The sequence below is a fragment of the Pedobacter steynii genome, assembly GCF_001721645.1.
GTDB classification, from domain to species: Bacteria; Bacteroidota; Bacteroidia; order Sphingobacteriales; family Sphingobacteriaceae; genus Pedobacter; species Pedobacter steynii_A.
This window is the reverse complement of record NZ_CP017141.1, coordinates 6,145,472-6,164,614: the sequence shown is the minus strand read 5'-3', so window position 1 is coordinate 6,164,614 and position 19,143 is coordinate 6,145,472. Positions and strand designations below refer to the sequence as shown.

Annotated in this window: 18 protein-coding genes and 1 tRNA gene; 13 read left to right on the top strand and 6 right to left on the bottom strand. The window is 37.9% G+C overall.

Annotated features, from left to right (window positions below; genetic code table 11):
* The first annotated feature begins 58 nt into the window (after positions 1–58).
* The 8 genes from BFS30_RS25495 to gwsS all read left to right on the top strand — a co-directional run bounded on the left by BFS30_RS25495 (position 59) and on the right by gwsS (position 6,702).
* Positions 59–802, top strand: a complete 744-nt coding sequence (locus tag BFS30_RS25495; RefSeq protein ID WP_069381884.1) for an SDR family oxidoreductase — start codon at positions 59–61, stop codon at positions 800–802.
* Positions 803–915: 113 nt separating this feature from the next.
* On the top strand, positions 916–1,530 hold the full coding sequence (locus tag BFS30_RS25490; RefSeq protein WP_069381883.1) for a class I SAM-dependent methyltransferase: 615 nt from the start codon (positions 916–918) through the stop codon (positions 1,528–1,530).
* Positions 1,531–1,628: 98 nt separating this feature from the next.
* Positions 1,629–2,765, top strand: a complete 1,137-nt coding sequence (locus tag BFS30_RS25485) for a helix-turn-helix domain-containing protein (RefSeq protein ID WP_069381882.1) — start codon at positions 1,629–1,631, stop codon at positions 2,763–2,765.
* Positions 2,766–2,917: 152 nt separating this feature from the next.
* Positions 2,918–3,976 carry a serine hydrolase domain-containing protein gene (locus tag BFS30_RS25480; protein ID WP_069381881.1) on the top strand — a complete coding sequence of 353 codons (1,059 nt, stop codon included), beginning with the start codon at positions 2,918–2,920 and terminating at the stop codon, positions 3,974–3,976.
* A gap of 179 nt (positions 3,977–4,155) precedes the next feature.
* The gene (locus BFS30_RS25475) at positions 4,156–4,338 is read left to right on the top strand and encodes a hypothetical protein (RefSeq protein ID WP_069381880.1); all 183 of its coding nucleotides are present in this window, start codon (positions 4,156–4,158) and stop codon (positions 4,336–4,338) included.
* 121 nt (positions 4,339–4,459) lie between these two features.
* Complete coding sequence (gene gwsG / locus BFS30_RS25470; RefSeq protein WP_069381879.1) at positions 4,460–5,422, top strand: grasp-with-spasm system ATP-grasp peptide maturase; 963 nt, start codon at positions 4,460–4,462, stop codon at positions 5,420–5,422.
* A gap of 35 nt (positions 5,423–5,457) precedes the next feature.
* Complete coding sequence (locus BFS30_RS25465) at positions 5,458–5,637, top strand: hypothetical protein (RefSeq protein ID WP_157263056.1); 180 nt, start codon at positions 5,458–5,460, stop codon at positions 5,635–5,637.
* Between the two features lie 3 nt (positions 5,638–5,640).
* Entirely contained in the window at positions 5,641–6,702 is a 1,062-nt protein-coding gene (gwsS, locus tag BFS30_RS25460) for a grasp-with-spasm system SPASM domain peptide maturase (RefSeq protein ID WP_083252239.1), read from the top strand.
* Between the two features lie 193 nt (positions 6,703–6,895).
* Here the strand turns inward: gwsS and BFS30_RS25455 are convergent, their stop codons facing one another.
* From BFS30_RS25455 to BFS30_RS25445, 3 genes are all read right to left on the bottom strand, one after another.
* Entirely contained in the window at positions 6,896–7,681 is a 786-nt protein-coding gene (locus tag BFS30_RS25455) for a DUF1266 domain-containing protein (protein WP_069381876.1), read from the bottom strand.
* A 61-nt stretch (positions 7,682–7,742) separates the two neighbouring features.
* On the bottom strand, positions 7,743–8,057 hold the full coding sequence (locus BFS30_RS25450; protein ID WP_157263055.1) for a hypothetical protein: 315 nt from the start codon (positions 8,055–8,057) through the stop codon (positions 7,743–7,745).
* A gap of 242 nt (positions 8,058–8,299) precedes the next feature.
* Positions 8,300–9,046, bottom strand: coding sequence for a TlpA family protein disulfide reductase (locus tag BFS30_RS25445; protein WP_083252238.1), 747 nt, complete (start codon positions 9,044–9,046; stop codon positions 8,300–8,302).
* Positions 9,047–9,368: 322 nt separating this feature from the next.
* Here BFS30_RS25445 and BFS30_RS25440 point away from each other — a divergent pair, with 322 nt between their 5' ends.
* From BFS30_RS25440 to BFS30_RS25430, 3 genes are all read left to right on the top strand, one after another.
* Complete coding sequence (locus BFS30_RS25440) at positions 9,369–9,953, top strand: hypothetical protein (RefSeq protein ID WP_069381873.1); 585 nt, start codon at positions 9,369–9,371, stop codon at positions 9,951–9,953.
* A 607-nt stretch (positions 9,954–10,560) separates the two neighbouring features.
* On the top strand, positions 10,561–12,228 hold the full coding sequence (locus BFS30_RS25435) for a hypothetical protein (RefSeq protein ID WP_157263054.1): 1,668 nt from the start codon (positions 10,561–10,563) through the stop codon (positions 12,226–12,228).
* Positions 12,229–12,535: 307 nt separating this feature from the next.
* Complete coding sequence (locus tag BFS30_RS25430; protein ID WP_167353203.1) at positions 12,536–14,284, top strand: S41 family peptidase; 1,749 nt, start codon at positions 12,536–12,538, stop codon at positions 14,282–14,284.
* A gap of 269 nt (positions 14,285–14,553) precedes the next feature.
* Here BFS30_RS25430 and BFS30_RS25425 read toward each other — a convergent pair.
* Positions 14,554–14,629: transfer RNA gene (locus BFS30_RS25425), tRNA-Lys, on the bottom strand.
* 337 nt (positions 14,630–14,966) lie between these two features.
* On the opposite strand from BFS30_RS25425, the gene BFS30_RS25420 reads away from it, so the two are divergent.
* Positions 14,967–16,439, top strand: a complete 1,473-nt coding sequence (locus BFS30_RS25420) for a serine hydrolase domain-containing protein (RefSeq protein WP_167353202.1) — start codon at positions 14,967–14,969, stop codon at positions 16,437–16,439.
* Positions 16,440–16,493: 54 nt separating this feature from the next.
* On the opposite strand, the gene BFS30_RS25415 is transcribed toward BFS30_RS25420, so the two are convergent.
* Complete coding sequence (locus tag BFS30_RS25415; RefSeq protein ID WP_069381869.1) at positions 16,494–16,847, bottom strand: hypothetical protein; 354 nt, start codon at positions 16,845–16,847, stop codon at positions 16,494–16,496.
* Positions 16,848–17,008: 161 nt separating this feature from the next.
* On the opposite strand from BFS30_RS25415, the gene BFS30_RS25410 reads away from it, so the two are divergent.
* Positions 17,009–18,820: an alpha-L-fucosidase gene (locus BFS30_RS25410; protein ID WP_069381868.1), complete on the top strand. Its 1,812-nt coding sequence runs from the start codon at positions 17,009–17,011 to the stop codon at positions 18,818–18,820.
* Between the two features lie 84 nt (positions 18,821–18,904).
* Here the strand turns inward: BFS30_RS25410 and BFS30_RS28265 are convergent, their stop codons facing one another.
* The gene (locus tag BFS30_RS28265; protein ID WP_167353201.1) at positions 18,905–19,093 is read right to left on the bottom strand and encodes a PLDc N-terminal domain-containing protein; all 189 of its coding nucleotides are present in this window, start codon (positions 19,091–19,093) and stop codon (positions 18,905–18,907) included.
* Positions 19,094–19,143 lie beyond the last annotated feature (50 nt).

Sequence of the window (19,143 nt, the reverse complement as noted above, 5' to 3'; positions counted from 1 at the left end):
TAACTAAAATAAATTAGCTATTCTAACTTTGCAGTATAAATAATTAAAAACTTTAAACATGGATTTTAAAAATAAAAACGTCGTCATTACAGGCGGAACCACAGGTATAGGATTAGCAACTGCAAAAGCGTTTATCGGGGCAGGAGCAAATGTTTGGATTACAGGTAGAAATGCAGGTAATCTGGAAAAGGCCGCTATAGAGATCAACAGCCCAAAATTGAAGACTGTAATTTCTGACACTTCTAAATTGCCTGAGATTGAGGTATTGGAAGAAGCAGTTGCAGAAAGCGGAAGTAAATTGGATGTTCTTTTTCTGAATGCAGGGATAGCGGTATTTGCGCCAATTGAACAAGTTACTGAAGCAGACTTTGATGCACAATTCAATACCAATGTAAAAGGTCATTTCTTCACTTTGCAAAAATTGCTTCCCCATATGGCAAATGGAGCAGCGGTATTGTTCACCTCTTCAACGGTAGCAACAGCTTCAAATCTGGGAACCAGTGTATATTCTTCTACCAAAGGAGCGTTAAATAAAATTGCCCAGATTGCGGCAAACGAATTGGCGGAAAGAAAAATTCGCGTAAACATTATTAGTCCCGGACCCGTTGCAACACCTGGATTAGATAACGCGGTGCCTGCGGAAGCAAAAGGACATTTAGCCGCTGCTACAGCGCTGCAAAGATTGGGTAACCCTGATGAAATTGCAAATGCGGTGTTGTTCCTCGCTTCTGACGCCGCAAGTTTTATTACAGGAACAGAGTTATTAGCAGATGGTGGCTACATCAACTACGCAATGAAATAAGGTAAGTGAAACGGGCAAATTACGCTACATTTGTTGCCATACTGCTTCCTGATTGAACGGGATTGGAACCCTGTAAAATGTTTTAGGAACAGTGATATGAAAACACAAACTTTATGAAAGAAGAGCTGCGCCATCTGTTTGGTAATATCGACATCTATTTATTTGATCAGTTATTAAAAGGAACATATGATGACTGTCGGTCCGTCCTGGACGCAGGATGCGGGCAGGGGAGGAATGCCGGTTATTTTTTGCGATCCGGATACCAGGTTTATGGTGTCGATTCATCTGCAGACAACATTGCCCGGATTAAACAGATGGCTGCTCCATTTTCTGATAGTTCCTCGGAAGAAAATTTCAGAACCGGTCTTGTGGAAAATCTGCCATTTAACGATGAAAAGTTTGATCTGGTAATTAGCAGTGCCGTACTCCATTTTGCCAGTAATGCCGGGCATTTCGAAGAAATGTTGAACTCGATGTGGCGGGTGATCCGTCCCGGAGGCTATCTGTTTTGCCGTCTGGCATCGGATATTGGTATAGAGAATCTGGTCAGATCAATCGGAGACGGAAGATATATTCTGCCGGATGAATCTGAGCGTTTTCTGGTCAATCAGGAGATGTTACTCCGGTTTACCAAAGAGCTGGGCGCAACCCTACATGAGCCGATCAAGACAACCAATGTTCAGAATTTGCGGTCAATGACCACCTGGTGCCTGCGGAAATTGGAGTAATAATTATAAAAATTAGTTAAATTCGCCGCCTGTGCTGTGAACCCTTACCCGCAAGCAAAAAAGAAACTTTCCTGAAAACAAACATTGAGAAATAATTAATGGATAAAATTAATTTACTAGCTACAATCGCTGTAGTTACCATGTTCATTTCGTTATTTCTATCATTTTTTTTGATTACAGTCAAAACTGAACATAAGTTAAGTAATCGTCTTTTTGCTTTTTTTCTGGTCTTAACCGCAATTGATATTGTCGGAGGTCAGGGTTCCCTGCTTGAAATTCCTTTGAATGCAAGAATTTTTATAAGCTCTTTCTTTTTCTTACAACTTCCAGCTTTTTATTTATATGTTTTATCTGTCTGCTATGCTGATTTTAAACTAAAACCAGTACACTTAATTCATACAGCTACTTTTTTAGTAGCCAATTTAACCTTGCTGCCGCGTTTTTATGCCGTTAACCTGGCCGCTAAAATTAGTTTTCTTGAAAAAAGCAGTACCAGGCCGGAAATACAGCTCAATCATATTTTGATGCATATTCAAATTGTATTATACCTCATTGCAGCTTTTATGATACTAAGAAAAGCAAGGAAAATATATCTTGAAAATTATGCAGGGGCAAGTATGGAATCACTTCATTGGTTATTTCAGTTTACGCTGGCGCTATCCATCTTTTATGTTATCGCGCTACTAAAAAACATCTTTAAGTTTACTGAATATCCTGGCATTTCTGAATGGTTAAAAGTTGGACTTTTGTTATTTACGCTGGTTAGCATTTGTTGGTATTTATATAAAGCATTAAATCACCCGGAACTATTTAGAAATATTGATTCCAAATTAAAACTGGTAAGGAATATCATTTCCGAAGAGCAAAACAGGGAGCAGTCAGCCGTAAGTGAAAACGAGTACAATGAAGAGTTATTGAAATTGAAGAAGTATATGAATGAGGAAAAGCCATTTCTCAATCCTTCCTTAACAATTCAGGATATCTCCAGGGAAATTAAAATTCCTGTCCGGGACTTATCTATTTTAATTAACCATAAACAGGAGCAGCATTTTTATGATTTCGTCAATACCTATCGTATAGAGCGTGCTATGGATATCTTAAAAGATGTTACAAAAAATAAGGTAACTGTCTTGGAAATCCTATACGACGTAGGATTTAATTCAAAATCTTCCTTTAATACGGCTTTTAAAAAACACACAGGTAAAACACCAACTTCTTATCGTAAGGATTTGTAAAACAATCCCTTGTAATTATTCGTACTTGTCTCTTTAACTACTCGTACGTATTTTTCGAAACAAATGCGTACGACTATTTTTATTCGGTCGTATAGCTTTGAGCTCTTCTACATATTTGTACCTAAATAATTTTTAACATAAAATACGGTACAATGAAAACCTCATTAAAATTTCTAGCGGCGCTATTATTAATCAGCAACTGTTCTTTTGGACAAGATATCTCCAAAAAGATTGATTCAATAATCAAGGATAGTTATATGAAAAATCCTGACGTAGGTATCAGCGTTGGTTTTATCAAAAGTAATGTTGAATACTACACAGCCTATGGTGATTTGAATCCGGGAAGTCAAACTAAAATCAATAAAAAGTCCATATTCGAAATCGCATCGATTACTAAAATTTTAACTTCAAATCTAATCGCACAAGCGGTTATTGATCATAAAATAAAAATTGATGAGGATATCGACGACCTTCTTCCCAAAGCTTATGTGCTACATGAAAACCTTAAAAACAAAATAAAAATTTCAGACCTGGCATCTCATCAATCTGGTTTGCCTGATATAGATTTTGGAAAGTTAATCGAACTGGATCCGCAACAACCTATAAGTAGTGTAACTGAAAAAACATTGACCACGATAATCAATAATTGTACTGACCTGATAGATTATGGTAAATATCGTTATTCTACGATTGGGTATACTTTACTCGGACAAATTTTAGAAAAAGTGTATGGCAAGAGTTACGATGAAATCCTCAGAGGCAAAATAATTGAACCCTTACGTATGAAAAATACTTTAACAAAAGATTTTGAGGTAAAAAACAGGACAATTGGCCATAATCCCAATGGTGGAGTTCAGGAATTCATGAAATGGAATGTTACAGCAGCAGCCGGATTAGTTAAATCCGATGCTGCTGATATGGTTGCGTTTTTAAAAGCAGTTTTAAATAAAGAAACTGCAATAGGGAAAGCGGCCATCATTACGGAAAAAATCTTCTATAAACATGAAAATAGAGAAATGGGATTAGGGACAAACATTGTGACGGATGATAAAAATACAATCTATATGAAATCAGGAGATTCAATGGGACAATCCTCAATTATATGTTACAATAGGGCAAAAAACTGGGGTATTATCATACTTCTAAACCAAAGGAACTCAAAAATGAGACAAAACCTATTGAATGAAATTTATGATACGGTATTGAAATAACTGATCCTCCTGGCTTCATTACGAATATCTGCTCAAGGTTTGCAAATATGGGTTGCAGAGCTGCGTATGTAGACTAGCATTTGAGTGGTTTATTTTTTATGCCAAATTTTGGAATAGAAAGAGATAGATGAGCTATTCTCGCTTCTAATTAGTTAAATCATTTTTTTAAAAAAAAAACTATGAAAAAGTTAGAAAAACTAAATGAAAAAAAAGTTGAAGGACTTGAAAAAATCCAGGGTGGAAGACTAGCAGGTCCTTATGATTTGGAAACGTCTGACGGTGGTGGTGGAAGTACGTATATCCATGAACCAACAGCTGTTGTTCGAACCGGACACTTCATCTGTGATCACACACCAGACTAACGTTTAAAGTCTATTGCTAGTGCAAAAGCTTCACAAGTAGGTTTTTAATCTTTTGTGAAGCTTTTTGTTTCAATGCTTTATCAATAGTATAAATTTTAAACGAATATGGATTTTGGGTAGAATGAGTAAAGTTTTAATTTTAAGTCAGGCCAAGTTGGAATCCTCAACAGATCTTCTGTGTAAATGGCTAATTTATTATCGCATCCCGTTTGTGCGCTATAATGGCGAAGATTTGTTTGACCTGGATAGCCTAAACGATATGCCACAGAATACAGACTACAGTTTGGTATGGTACAGGAGGCGTATTTCCAGTTTTCCACATGTAAATTATAGTTTTAAGGCGCAGCATTATAATAATGAGTTTGCCTTAAAGAAATTCTTAGCCGATGAGTTTAAAGCTGTTTACACTTATCTATATCATAGAATAGAATTGAAAAAGTGGGTTAATGATCCATTTAGTCTAAACGGAATAAACAAGCTACATGTATTACAGTTAGCCGCTAAACACAATTTAAATGTTCCATTTACAGAAGTGGTTACCACCAGAGCTGCAGTAGCCAGGATCCTTCGTGATCATTCGCAAATCATCGTTAAGCCGTTGAGCGAACTTATTTTTCTGGAGGGTGAAGGAAATACACATTTTAAGATGTTAACCAAGGTAATTCATGAGCGAAATATTCACTACGTACCAGTTCGTTTCTTTCCTTCTCTGATTCAGGAATGTATAGCAAAAAAAATGGAAATAAGAGCATTCTATTTATTTGGAAAATTTTATTCCATGGTTATTTATTCTCAAAATAATAACAATACAGAAGTGGATTTTAGAAACTATGATTTCGTACGCCCCAATAGAACTGTACCTTATCAGCTGCCTAAAGAAATAGAAATAAAGCTTGATGCCTTAATGAAAGATTTATCATTTAACACAGGCTCTATCGATTTGATACTTACACCCGGGGGAGACTATATATTTCTGGAGATCAATCCCGAAGGCCAGTTTGGTATGGTATCTCATCCTTGTAATTATTATCTGGAACGCGAAATGGCCCTGGTCTTTAAAGAAAAGAGTGCAGAGGACTTATGATCGCCTCATAACCGATGAAAAACAATAATATTCTGATGAAAAACAGATTTGTAAAGAAGTTAGCAAAAATGGAAGGACTGCCCTTAGCCATTTATTTTTTAGATAAGGAATTGAGTTTATCAGACCAGGGTCTGTTAAAAATGGATGAAGCAGATAGAATCAATTCAAAAGGTTATCGTATCGTAAATTATTATAAACCAATTTCAAAATTATAATGTATGGGATATTTAAATATGTTTGCGAATTGTCCATTGGTTAGAGGAAAGAATATGTCCCTGATCTGTGATTTACAGCTCAGGAAGTATTACCACGTTCCGAATGACATGGCAGATGTGCTGGATTATTTGAAATCCCATTCGGTTGAGGAATGTTATGATGCCTATGGTTATGGTAACAAAGGTGTCATTAAATCCTATGTGGATTTTGTTTTAAAGAACGATATGGGCTTTATGGATACCCGTATCATGGACGAATTGGTTCCTCTTCCTTTACAATGGGACGCCTACGCTGACATTACCAATGTAATCGTGGAGTTGTCGCCGGAAATGGCAAATGATTCTTGTTTTATTGAGGAGTTGGTAAACCTAAACTTAGAAGCTATTGAAATCAGATGTTATGAGGCGATCAGCAGCGAAAAATTAACACAATTTTTAAATCACTTCAGTAAGAGTATAGTCGGAACCATCAGGATTTTCTTGAAATGGAATAATTGGTGTACAGAAAAACTTTTTAAGAATTTAATAGAAAACAACCTGCGCATCAATTCTATTGTTGTACATTCTTCCCCGCAGGAAAAGACCATTAAATTATTAAAAAACTCTGTTTCCATCTTATACAAGAAAGAAGTGATCGCATCCTGCTTACAATGCGGGGTTATTGATCCTGGTTATTTCAGGACAAACATAGACCTGTTTACAGAAAGCCAAAAGCACAATACCTGCTTAAACCGTAAGTTATCCATAAATAAGGATGGATATATTAAAAATTGCCCCTCCATGCCCGAGAGTTTCGGTCATATAAGCCAGACCCGGTTGGCAGACGTATTGGCAAATCCGGAGTTTAAGAAAAACTGGCTGCTGAATAAGGACCGTATTGCTGTTTGCAAAGACTGCGAGTTCAGGCATGTTTGTACCGATTGCCGGGCCTATGTAGAGCAGCCTCAGGACCGGTACTCAAAACCATTAAAATGTGGCTATGATCCTTACGCAAATGTCTGGGAGGACTGGGCTACCAGTCCGCTTAAGCAGGAGGCTATAGCCTATTACGGATTAGAAAAATAGTGTATTATAGCATAATCTGATAAATAGGATTTAAGCCTCATTATCAGTCGCAGTTGTTATGGTATGTTTTATGTCCTTTCAGCTTTTCGCTGCTGAGCTTAAAATCGTTACTCCAATAAGCGTGACCCAGCCTGAAATTAGTGTAGAAATCGTCCAGACTATCAAATAGTGCATGGGCAAAGCAGGATGTTTTTTATATATTTTCCCAGGCGGTTTCTTCGGAAATCAATCCTGCCATAAATGAGGTGCGAGATAATTCTATCACCCGGTTAAGGTCGAAGCCCCAGAGCAATTGTGGTGGCCTGTTATCCTTCGGTTGCCAGCAACTTTGCACATAACTTTCGGGCAGTTGCGTAAGTTCTGCTATCCGGTTAATCATTTTTTGTTTAGTATCGGCCTGCATCAATGTTTTATCAGCAGCAAAAAGCCTGCTGTGCATACCATTAAAAAGCTTGTCAATTGTTTCATGATAGGATCGTTCCGTCAGTACACCCCAGCTTTCGTCGTTACTTATAAGACGCTCTTCTTTGGTCGTAACCAAAAAGGTTTTAAAATCTTCCGGTTTTGCGCCTCTTGCCTCGCAAGGCCAGTATTCCAACGTTTCCAGCCACTCGCCAAGCGGGTAGGCATCGGGTGCATCTAATTGAAGGGCTTCCTGTTTTTCTTTAGGCAGCCAGTTCGCGCCATAAAGTTTATAGTACCTTTTTTGTTCCGATATTCTTTTGCGGGTTATTTTCCGGATAAAAAAACTACCTAGAAAGGCCCCGAAAGCCAATGCAAGCAGAACGCCTGCATAGTGCATCCAGGTTTCTATTTTATTAATTTCTTTAAGCCTGTTGAGTACGGCATAGGTAATGATTACGGGTACGCAGGCCAGGACGAAATAAGCCCATCCCGCAGTAACTGAATTACCATCCTGGGGATTATACCTTGGACTGGCGTCTTTTTCACCAGGGTGATTTTGGATAAATTCTTTCATCGTTATATTCTTTTGTAGATGCTCATGATGTGATCTTTTTAATTTTCAAATACTGACTTCTTTAACGGGTTAAAACATAGGTTTGCTTGTAAACTGTACCTGCCTCGCTTGCGGTATTGCCGAAGGTAAATCTACTACCTGTAAGCGCTGTTATGGTTTGAGGGAAACCATTTAATATTAAGGTGTTGTCGGCCTTAACTGAATAGGAGAGCTCTTCTTCGCCCTCAGCATTCGTTTTTACCTTGCCATTGGCAAAAAACTCGAAGTAAATATCTTCAGGCTTGTTTTCAATCACTTCGGCTGGTTCGTTCCCTTTTTTTGTTTCTTCTATGAATTTTATCAAATTCCAACGACCCAGGATTTTTTGTTGCATCATTTCAACCGCTTTATTTTGGTCATCCTTAGGATTACTTTTTTTTACAGGCGCCAACGAATGCCAAGGCAGTAACCAATAATATTGATGTCGTTAAAAATTTAATTGTTCTCATTTTGATATGTTTATTGCAAAGGTGCTATCTGATGAGGGCTCTTTCCTAATAACAGGCATCTACAAAGCATCTGCTGGGATTCGAACCCCGTCCGGATATCTGTATTTAAATGGTATGAAGTCTAAGATGATTAGTTCGCAATAAGTTCCTTAATAATTTTAGTGAATGCATTCCTTTCATCATCGATGTCCACAGGAGTCGACCCATTACCTATCGGATAGTTTCCCTCTATGTATTTTAGCACCCCATTCTTATCGAGAAAAAGGTTTTTGGGAATTGCTTCTATTTTAAGAGCTCTCTTATAGGCTTCAGCGCTTTCCAAAACGTCGAAATTAAAATCTTTATCCTTTAAAAAGTCTTTCAACTTGTCAGTTATAGCGTTGTTTTCAGTAATAGATATAAAGTTCATTTTATCCTTATATTTTTCTTTTAGCCTGCTTAACTGGGGCATTTCTGCTATGCAGGGCCCGCAATAGGTTGCCCAAAAATTTATAAGGGTAGGTTTTCCTAAAAGCTGGTCTAGCGAAATTTCAATTCCAGACAATTCCTTTAATCTGAAATCAGGAAGCTTTTTACCTAAGAGTAGGAAAGTAGAATCTTGTTTGTAGACTAATTTGAAATCAGGTGTTTCCCGTCCTGAGCCGTTCTTACTGATCTCAAATCTAACATAATTGACAACCGTATCATTTTTAGCTAGCTTATGATAGATTACTGGTACGACGATATAACTTGATCCCAATGACTTTTTAGTCGATTCAAAAGACTTCTTTATATCAGCTTCACTGTAAAACTTACTAGTATTGAACGTGTATGTATGGTGTTGTGAAAAGCTTTTTTGACATAGAAGCATCAGAAATACAAAGAGCGTTATTTTCATTTTATTGCATTAAGTTTGATAACTAAGTTATCTCTTTTTTATTCATATAGATGGCATGAATCTGTTAAAATAGGTTAAAAGTGATTTTAGTTAATGCTTATTACCCAGGCTTTTCAATATCAGCAAGATGGTTACAAGGACGATATATGAAAATAATGGGGTAGTGGGACTGGTAAGTCATGGTTCTGGTTGGCATATAATTATAAATATAAGTTGCGTATATTCACGGGGTAGACGTCCGTTTCGAAAAATCGAAATAAATGAACCTCAAACTATGAAAAACATTTGCTTATACTTTATATTCATTTTGGTCACAGTCCAAATGAATTTATTCGCTCAAAATATTAAAAGTAAAGACAATTATACTTACCAAGTAAGAGAAGAAGAGGGCGACTTAAACAATGATGGTAAAATGGACAGAATAACGGTGAAAATGGATACAGTAAATGAAACAAGGCCGCTAAAATTACAGATTTTCCTATCTCAACCAAATGGTAAAAAATTAACTTTAGCTGTATCTTCGACCAAAATAATTGAACCACAATATCCTGTGGAAAACCAGGGGAAATTTAATGGATACCAAATTCCGAGTTTTTTTATTGAAAAAGGGATTCTAACGATGTGGAGTGAAATTGAAGGGGGGAATATTACTTATGATTTCAAATATCGTAATGGCAATTTTGAATTAATAAAGGTTAAAAAGTTAACTAACAACGCAACCAAAGGGTATATTGATGAAAATACAATATTTACAGAAACTAATTTTAATTTAATTTCGGGTCTTCGAACTGAGACTGATGAGCTATCAGGCTCAAAAAAAATATTAAATAAAAGAAAAAAAACAGTTTTAATCAGACCTTTACCGAAAATACAGGATTTTAAATTTTCCGATAAAAAGTTATATTAAAAACACTGAACGGCTAACCAATTTGTTCAAAGAAAACGACTTGCTATATTTGGGATGATAATGCTCTTTTGCATAAATGGAGCTACGATGCGGAGAAAGATCCTGTGATGGTTATAGAATTAATTTGTACGATCCAGATCCTCTTAATAACGGTCAACATTCTTGGTTTTGCCTTTATAGCCAGAAAATGATCTTTTTCCACCCAGTCATTCTTCAAGCCAATCCGTAGAATCTTTCTTAAATTCTTGACGTTCTTAACCACATAATTATTCTCACATTTTTTATCTTAAATAATAGTCGAAATCATCCAGGAAGGCTTGATCTACTCTTTTAATGGACGTAATAAGAAAGGAGGAATTACCAGTTGATCAGGATAATAATTTTAACCTGCAAAAAGGTTGTACCGTTTTTTCTTCAGTGTTCTCCTGATGGATCATCTACACAAATCCTATTTTCATAAGATCAAGGGGATAGATAGACGCATTGCCTGTCTGTATGAAAATCCAATTTTTCAAATTCACTAACATTAGATATTTCTATTTTATTGTATTTAAAAAAAAATTATATTTATGCAATTGAAATTATTGATTAACTAACTCAAGTAAACATGAAAAAGAAATTGCTATTACTATCAATGGTGGGTGTACTTTTGATGTATTCGTGTAAAGAAAAAGATCTTTCAGAACCTGCAAACGAAACTCTCTCGAAAAAGCATTTGTATTTAAGCCGGATGGCTTCCAAAAATGTTATTGATGGCCGATTGTATTTTGCCAGCAAGGAAGAGCTGCAGACCCTTTTTGACGAACTGAAGGAAGCAGATGAAGAGACAATAGCGTCCTATATCGATGCAACGGGAATAGCATCGCTGCGTCCCGTAGTGACCGAGTCGAATGAAAAAAATATCTATGATAAAACTGTTAGCCGGATAGGGGCTTTAAAGGAAAATAGGAGGTTCATGTCCAGTAAAAACGCCTCTGTTAGACTGGAAAATATTGAACAAATGATCGATGACATTGATAACCTGCAGGAGATTGTCGGAGATGACATTTATGCAGGGCTATTAAACAGTGATGGAGAAATACAGATCGGAGGAGACATTTATAAATATACGGACGTGGGATTATTTAAAGTTAACAAAGAGAATTATGAATCTTTGCTTAGGTATATGGAAAAAGAAAAAATAGCAGACAATATGCTATATAAGACTGAAGAGGCAGTTCAAACGAATTATGTTTCTGCGCGCATTCCACTTACTATGAGCCTTGCGGACTCTGATGGAGGAATATATTATTACCCGGGGTCGGGAACGGGCACACCTCCATATAGTGGTGGCGGGAGTTCAGGTGCTCCTCCTGTGACTGATCCCAATGTGCAAATGGCAAATTATATAAATTCTTTGCCGAATTGTAGTACTTACCACACATGGCTTCAGAGTTTGTTTGGGGACAATGATATGTGTACTAATAAATATGAAAGCAGGCGCAGGGTTAAAGCTAAGGCGTATAACTATAATTATTACCTTGTATACAATCTAGGCGTAAAGGTAAAACACCAATATAGGGGGTGGACCGGTCTATGGAGGAAAGAAAATGTTGATGAGATAAGGCTTGGCGTTGTGGGAGCTACATTCTATTATGATTATTCTGGTTCTTTTAACCCAGCACCCGGAAATAACAGAATAACCACTATATATAATAATAACAATAGATATATGTTTGATGCCAACGTATTCTGGACACAGAGCTCATATTACCCGGGAATTTATACCATGACAGGCTTCAGCACACAGGGATACCCGAGAATCTTTAAAGATAATTACTACATTTCTGATATCCTGCCTTTTTCTTCTAATAATTCATTGATAGATCAAGGTCTGTATTCTGCTTTACAGGCTGGTGATAAAGCATTGGCATATAGTAAACTGGATAAACTGTTCTGGGACCATGTAATGAAAAATGTTGGAAATTTCGCATCATCTTTAGGGCAGTCCAAACCTGATAACAATATTACTTATTCTTACAATGCTGTGCCTTTAGGAAAGTTATTAGTTAAAAAGACCTCTTATGAGCACCAATATAATGCCGACGATGTTCAGAAAACCTATGATTGGGGATTTCAAATCGGTTTTACAATAGATTCGAATGGTGATGTGAATCCGAGTACCAATCCAGGAGCTTTAAAAAAACCACAGGAATTCAAAGTGCTTATGTATGGGATAGTTAAAAGAAATGGTCAATGGCACGGAATTAAAATGAACACGACCCCTAATATTTAATAATTAACTGATAGAAAATTAACTACATGAAAAAAACTTCATCTATTTCATGTAGTTATTATATAGACCAATATTTTAAGGAAAGACCATGGGAACTTTTATATGCGATTTATTGCATATAAAGGTTCCCATAAAAGAAAAAACCCTGCAATTGTTTGATTTGCAGGGTTTTTTCTTTTGATACTGTTCTCTGTGAGCCCGCTGTGATATGAACTTGGTTCAATTTTCAGCGTTTAAAGGCCATCCGGAAAGTTTGTTAAAAGTGTTGCCTTTTATATTATATTCGTCTTATAGGAAAGCCCTCATCATGAAAAAAATCTTTATACTCTTATCAATCTTTATCAAATTTACCTTTGGCGTAGCGGCACAAACCATCAAGATGCTACCCATAGATAGCTACCTAGGCATTTACAGCAGCAAAAAATCTTCACTCAAAATAACCATCAGCAAAAATGATACGACATTAATAGCCCAGGCAACTGGACAGAGTGCATTTCCGCTGGAAGCCGGTGCCAAAGATCAATTCATGTATTATAAGGCTGGTATAGAGTTGTTATTTGATACTTCCAACGGTGAAATGACAGTGAACCAGGGCGGTGATATATCTTTGTTTAACAAGGATAACTTTACACCTGTCTCGGGAATTGCACAACAACCGATAGTCTATCAGCCTGAAGATATGCAGGCTGATCTCAATAAATTTAAAAATGCACTTATCAAAACACATCCGGGACTTTATACAAATCAATCCCCGGAGAAATTTGAGGAAGTGGTAGACAAATTGATATTGGAAACTTCCAAACCTATGCAGGCAGCAGATTTTTACAAAGTTGTACTCAAAATGATTGCTAGTATTCATGATGACCATACAAGTGTAAAGGCTTTTAACCATTTGGGCGATATTATTGCTAATCAAAAATGGCTACCCTTTCAGGTTTACGTTACAGGTGAGCGCATTTTTATAGTAAACAACCTGAGTAATCTGCAAATCCCGGAAGGCTCTGAAATTCTGGCAATAGACGGTCATTTAAGCAATGAGATTTTATCTGAAACTTTGAAATATTTTTCTTCCGACGGCATAAGCGAATCTCCTACACTACATAAACTGGGAGTGTCTTACTTTACGCTATTTGGTAAACTATATCCGCAGATTTTTGGAGGAAGATCGTCTTACAATATTTCCTACCGGGACTATAAATCTAAGCAAATACTAACCGCACAGGTAGAGCCGGTATCCGGACAAAACTATATAGAACTCAAAGCTAAGCGTTATCCATCTTCAATCCCAGCGACAGATGCTTTCAATTTTGAGGTTAACAGGCAAGGAAACTATGCAATTCTCAAGATCAATCAATTTTTTAAAGACAGTTTCAATGAACCCGAAAATATTTTTCCCGATTATTATAAAAAATGTTTCCAGGAAATTTCTGCCAATAAGATTAAAAACCTAATCATCGACTTAAGAGATAATAGTGGTGGTAAGGGAGCAAATGCCGCTTATTTACTTCAGTACTTTATTGATAAGCCCGTAATCCCGGCTAAAGAAGTAACTACATTGGGGAATGATGAATATTTTTTGAAAACAACCGGGGTTAAACTTAGATTAGATGAAGACTATGGCCTTGCTAAGCAAATGGATGGTACTTTTAAGGTGACGAAAACTGATGCCTTGCGTGAATTGAATAAATTTGATCCAATCGAAGAATATCATTTTAACGGGAAGTTGGTGGTGTTGATTAATGGCGGAATGGTTTCTGCGGCTGGTACGGCCGCAGGACTTTTCAAAGAGTATACGAATGCTATTATGGTCGGAAGTGAAACGTCCGGATATGCTGGCATTAGTAATGGGGTACAAATAATATCAATATTGGGCGGCCATACTGAAACAGCCATAACAATACCTCTTTTACATACCGAGCATGCAATAAACCCAAATATTAAGAAAAGAGGAGCTATTCCTGATTATCAGGTATCAAACTCTGTTGAGGACATACTTGGAAACAGGGATGCGGTTCTAGAATTTGTATTTAAAAACTTATTGCATATTAAACCTTAGAGGAGTATAACTTGTATATCAATTATTTGTTAAGGGGGCACTAAGTGCTGTACTGATGTTTTTTAGTTGTGTTTTCTAAAATCGGTTCTAGCGTTCGCACTAAAGTCTAGAAAATCGTTAACCCAATTTATGGAACATAATTGGTTAATAGAATGGTTAACATTTTTCTTGAATTACATTGAATTGTCTTGGATCCTTTTTTTTATATAATGGCATAAAACCATCACAAACAGAAAAAGCGCACTTAAAGTGCGCTTTTTAGCATTGTCTGGTGATCCCGCTGGGATTCGAACCCAGGACCACTACATTAAAAGTGTAATGCTCTACCAGCTGAGCTACGGAATCTTCTTCGTTGTTTTGAAGAGGTGCAAAAGTATCATTAATATTTAAATTATAGCCATCAGACACGTTTTTTGTTTAAATAATTGCAGATTTATTTCTAACCTGTTGATTATAAGCTGAAAAATATTGAGTTTTTTTATTAACTCCTATTGCAATCCGATTCTGATGATTAATCTGATCTGGCGACGGGCCCTTGAAAAAAGCAGACCAACAAGCTAAAAAAGTGTATGGAATGGATCTGTCTCTTAATTATGCTTTTCTATAGGCAAAATCAAACTGACTAACGACTTCTTTTTTTGCAATCGTTTCTGCATTTACTTTAGCGTAAATGATAAAAGCCATGAAAAAACTAACCTTAATTTTTGTTGTATTATCTGTTTTAATAACCGGAGCTGCCCAGTCCAGTTACGATCGTTCTTTCCAGGATCAAATGGTGGTTATGCAGTGTATTAATGATCCGGTTACACAGACTGGAATCATGGCAGAAAAACTGCTGGAGCTTTCTAAGATTCCGGGGCTTTCGATTGCCGTAAGTAAAAAGGGCAAGATCGTTTATGCTGAAGGTTTTGGTTATGCCGATTTAGCAAATAAGATTCGGGTTAGTCCGGAAACACAATTCAGAACGGCCTCCGTTGCTAAAGTTATTACTGCAACGGCACTTGGTAAAATGATACAGGATGGTCAGCTGGACCTGAAAGCAGGTATTGGAAAATATCTGCCTGCTTTACCTCAGGAATATCAACAGATTACTCCGCTACAATTAGCCGGACACCTGTCTGGTATGCCTCATTATGCTGATGACGATAAAATTGAAAATCGTTTCTACCAGTCAACCGAAGAGGCATTGAAAGTATTTTTACATCAGAAATTGATAAGTCCTCCCGGAACAAAATACAGCTATTCTACACATGGATTCACACTATTGTCGGCCGTAATGGAAAAGGCTTCGGGTATGAATTACCTGGATTACCTGAACAAAGAATTGTTTAAGCCTTTAAACATGAACAATACTGGTCCTGACCTGAGAAAGCATCAGCACTATACTCATCTGGCCAGACTTTATGATTTTAAAGATGATACACTTCTCGAAGAGTCCAATCCGGAAGATGTAAGTTACAAATGGGCCGGAGGAGGACTAATCAGCACACCATCTGATCTTTTGAAGCTGACATTTGCGTATGCAAATGGTTTTTTAAAATCAGCGGTTACCGGACAAATGTTCAGCCATCAACACCTCTCTTCCGGAGAAGAACAGCAGATCGGGATCGGCTGGAGGTTTAGCAAGGATGTATTTGGACGAAATGTAATAGAACATGCAGGGGGAATGGAAGGAGCAAGGACAGTAGTTTGTATGTTTCCGGATCAGGAAGTTGCCGTTTCAATCATGGTAAATGCGTCCTGGCCGAGTTCTATAGAAGAAACGGCCCATTTATTTGCGGAGCTGTTTATGGATGATCAGGTTCCGCATACTATACCAGATTTTGAAACTAAAGTTATGACCAGTACCTTATCAAAAGATAAAACCCTGGATGGAACAGGGAAATTGAAATTTAAGGGGAATATCGGCAACCTGACACTCTCAGATGGGAAACACTATACCATCATCCCCTTAAACCGGGCGGGTGTCTATGGACTGGTCAGCAAAGAGGGAATTTATTACCTGGAAATGCAACCAACCGATGACCAGGGTACTAACAAAAGGGGAGCATGGAAACAGGTGTCCGGAAAAGCGATTGCCTACGGTCAGCAACAAAAAGAAAGCGCCATAGATAAAGCCCCTTTTTTGACCTTTACTTCTTCTTCTGTACGTTAAGCCTGATTGCCAAAACTATTCCTGATCGGGAATCCCCGCTCATCAGGGCTGGGGTTACTTTTTCATTGAGGCCAAAGACAGCAGGGTAAATGCGCTGAACTTTAGCAAACTGGAAAAGAATTGCGAAGCATACAATAAGTTTAGGTTATTCGCTGGTTGGTTAAGTGCGGCAACTACCGGAAATATGGTAAGAATTGTGGCGAGCAACAGCACCCATTTTATCCATTCTTTTCCAATGAAAGCAAAATATCCAAAAGTCAGGAACATGAGGGATACTTCGGCAAGAACAGTAATGTCGAAAGCCGGATTGTTCTGTTTTTGAATAAATCCGTTAATTAAATCAACGCCTATAGCGGCAAAAATTAAGTAAGCTGCAATTTTATAATTGGGGTGTATCTTATCGTCCATGTAGTATAGAAAGACCGCAAGGTACTATTTAATCTTATTTTCCAGATCTGTAAAATTGATTATACGCTATTAACATAACATTCAATTATTTTAGCATATTCCAGATTATATCATACAAAGCATTTAGATTTATTTTTCAACGAAATGAATCTAGCCCGGCTATGAAAAAAATCACTTTATCTTTTATCCTGTTGTTCAGCACAGCGACACCAATGTTCGCTCAGGAATCGAAGCCCTACGAAGGAGTGCCCGGTTGGGCAGAAAGCAAGGACCAGCGACTGAAATGGTTCAGAGAAGCCCGTTTTGGTCTTTTTATCCACTGGGGCTTATATAGTGCTGCGGGCGGTTCCTGGAAGGGCAAAGTCTATCCTCAGCATTATGCGGAATGGATTGAAACCTGGGCTAATATTCCGAGTAAAGAATATAGTGAAACGCTGAAGCCAAAATTTACAGCAGCAAAATTTAAACCGGAAGTATGGGCGGCGCTGGCAAAGGAAGCAGGGATGAAGTATATGGTGATTACCTCCAGACACCATGAGGGCTTCAGTATCTTTAACAGTAAAACACCCTACTCGTTAAACAATCCGGTAACGGGAGGGACAAACATCTCTCCAAAGGGGAGGGATTTATATGGAGAAACGGTAGCTGCTTTCAAAAAAGAGGGCTTAAAAACCGGAGCCTATTATTCTTTGCTGGATTGGCAGCATCCGGATTCTTATCATACATTCAGTAATAACCCACGTGTACCGGGGACTAAACCGAATCATGAGGTGTATAAGACGTATCTGTATGATCAGATAAAAGAACTGGCACAGAATTATGGGAAGATGGATGTGTTATGGCTTGACTTTAGTGCAAAAAACAATCAGGGGGAAGCCTGGGGCACCAAACGGATCCTGACCGACCTGATCAAATGGCAGCCAGGTACCATCGTAAACAACCGCTTCTGGGATGGCCTGGAAAATAAAAACGGCGATATCGGTACACCTGAAAAATATGTTCCGCCAGCAGGTCTGCCTGGAATGGATTGGGAGGTAAGTCATACGATGAACGAGAGTTATGGCTATAGTGCCCATGACCAGAACTGGAAATCTTATGATAAGATGATGAACCTGTTTCTGGAAACCGTAAGTAAAGGAGGAAATTTTTTACTGAATATCGGACCTGATGGAGAAGGACAGATTCCTGAACCTGCAGTAAAGCTGCTGAAAGAAATCGGAACCTGGATGAAAGTGAATGGAGAGGCTGTTTATGGAACCACTGCCAGCCCTTTTCCTGCATTGGATTGGGGCTACGCAACACAAAAGCCTGGAAAATTATACCTGGAAGTATTTAATCCCCCAGCCAATGGTCAGCTGGATGTCCCGCTATCGAGCGCCATTAGCAAAGCTTATATCTTAGGAAGTAAGGGGAAAGTTCTTGCTGTTAAAACCTCTGCAAATGGTAAAACCATTCAATTGCCTGCTGATTTCGACGGACCGAAACCAATGGTGGTTGTGGCAGAGATAAAAGGTGAGCCTGTTGCGGTGGTCAACAAGGTGAGTTCACTGAAGGATGGAAGTGTTGTGCTGACTGCAAATAGTGCGAAACTAACCGGTACTGGCGGGATTAAATTGAAAGGGGCATCAACACATGATCCAAACCGGCCAAATACGATTGCTTTCTGGACCAGCAAGAACGATTATGCCTATTGGGACCTGAAAATTCAGAAACCAGGAAAATATAAAGTAATCCTGAATTATTTTGCAGCAGCAGATGCAGGAGGGGCCTTGAGCTTAAGCCTGGAGAACAGTACGCTTAACTACAGCATTCCTGCCGCAAGCGGTACCGGATTTAAAGAAGTGGAAGCGGGAGTAATAGAAGTTTCTCAGCAGGCCATAGGTGCAGCCTCTTTGAGGTTGGAATTAAAGGCAACGGGAATTAGCGGTAAGTCGCTATCGGAAATTGCCAGCATTACTTTAAAACCAATTTAATTTAAAGCGCTGAACTATAAAAAAACCCTGGTTGATGAACTCAGCCAGGGGTTTTTATATGCTTGCCACTCTTGTCAGAAGCCCCTAAAATCGTCTTGGTGTAAAAGAGGATCTTAAATAAGCCGAAGTGCCAAGAAGAGGTATAGAAACAATGACAATTATCCAGACAAGTTTATGCAAAGGGCTGAGGTTTTTATTACGCATGGTTTTAACGATCCCATAGATCACATAGGCTAATAAAAGAGCGATGAATAAAAGTGACCAGGCGTTCATGAATAAATCCAAGGTAATCATTTTCTTGCCAAAAACAGATTTGTTAATGT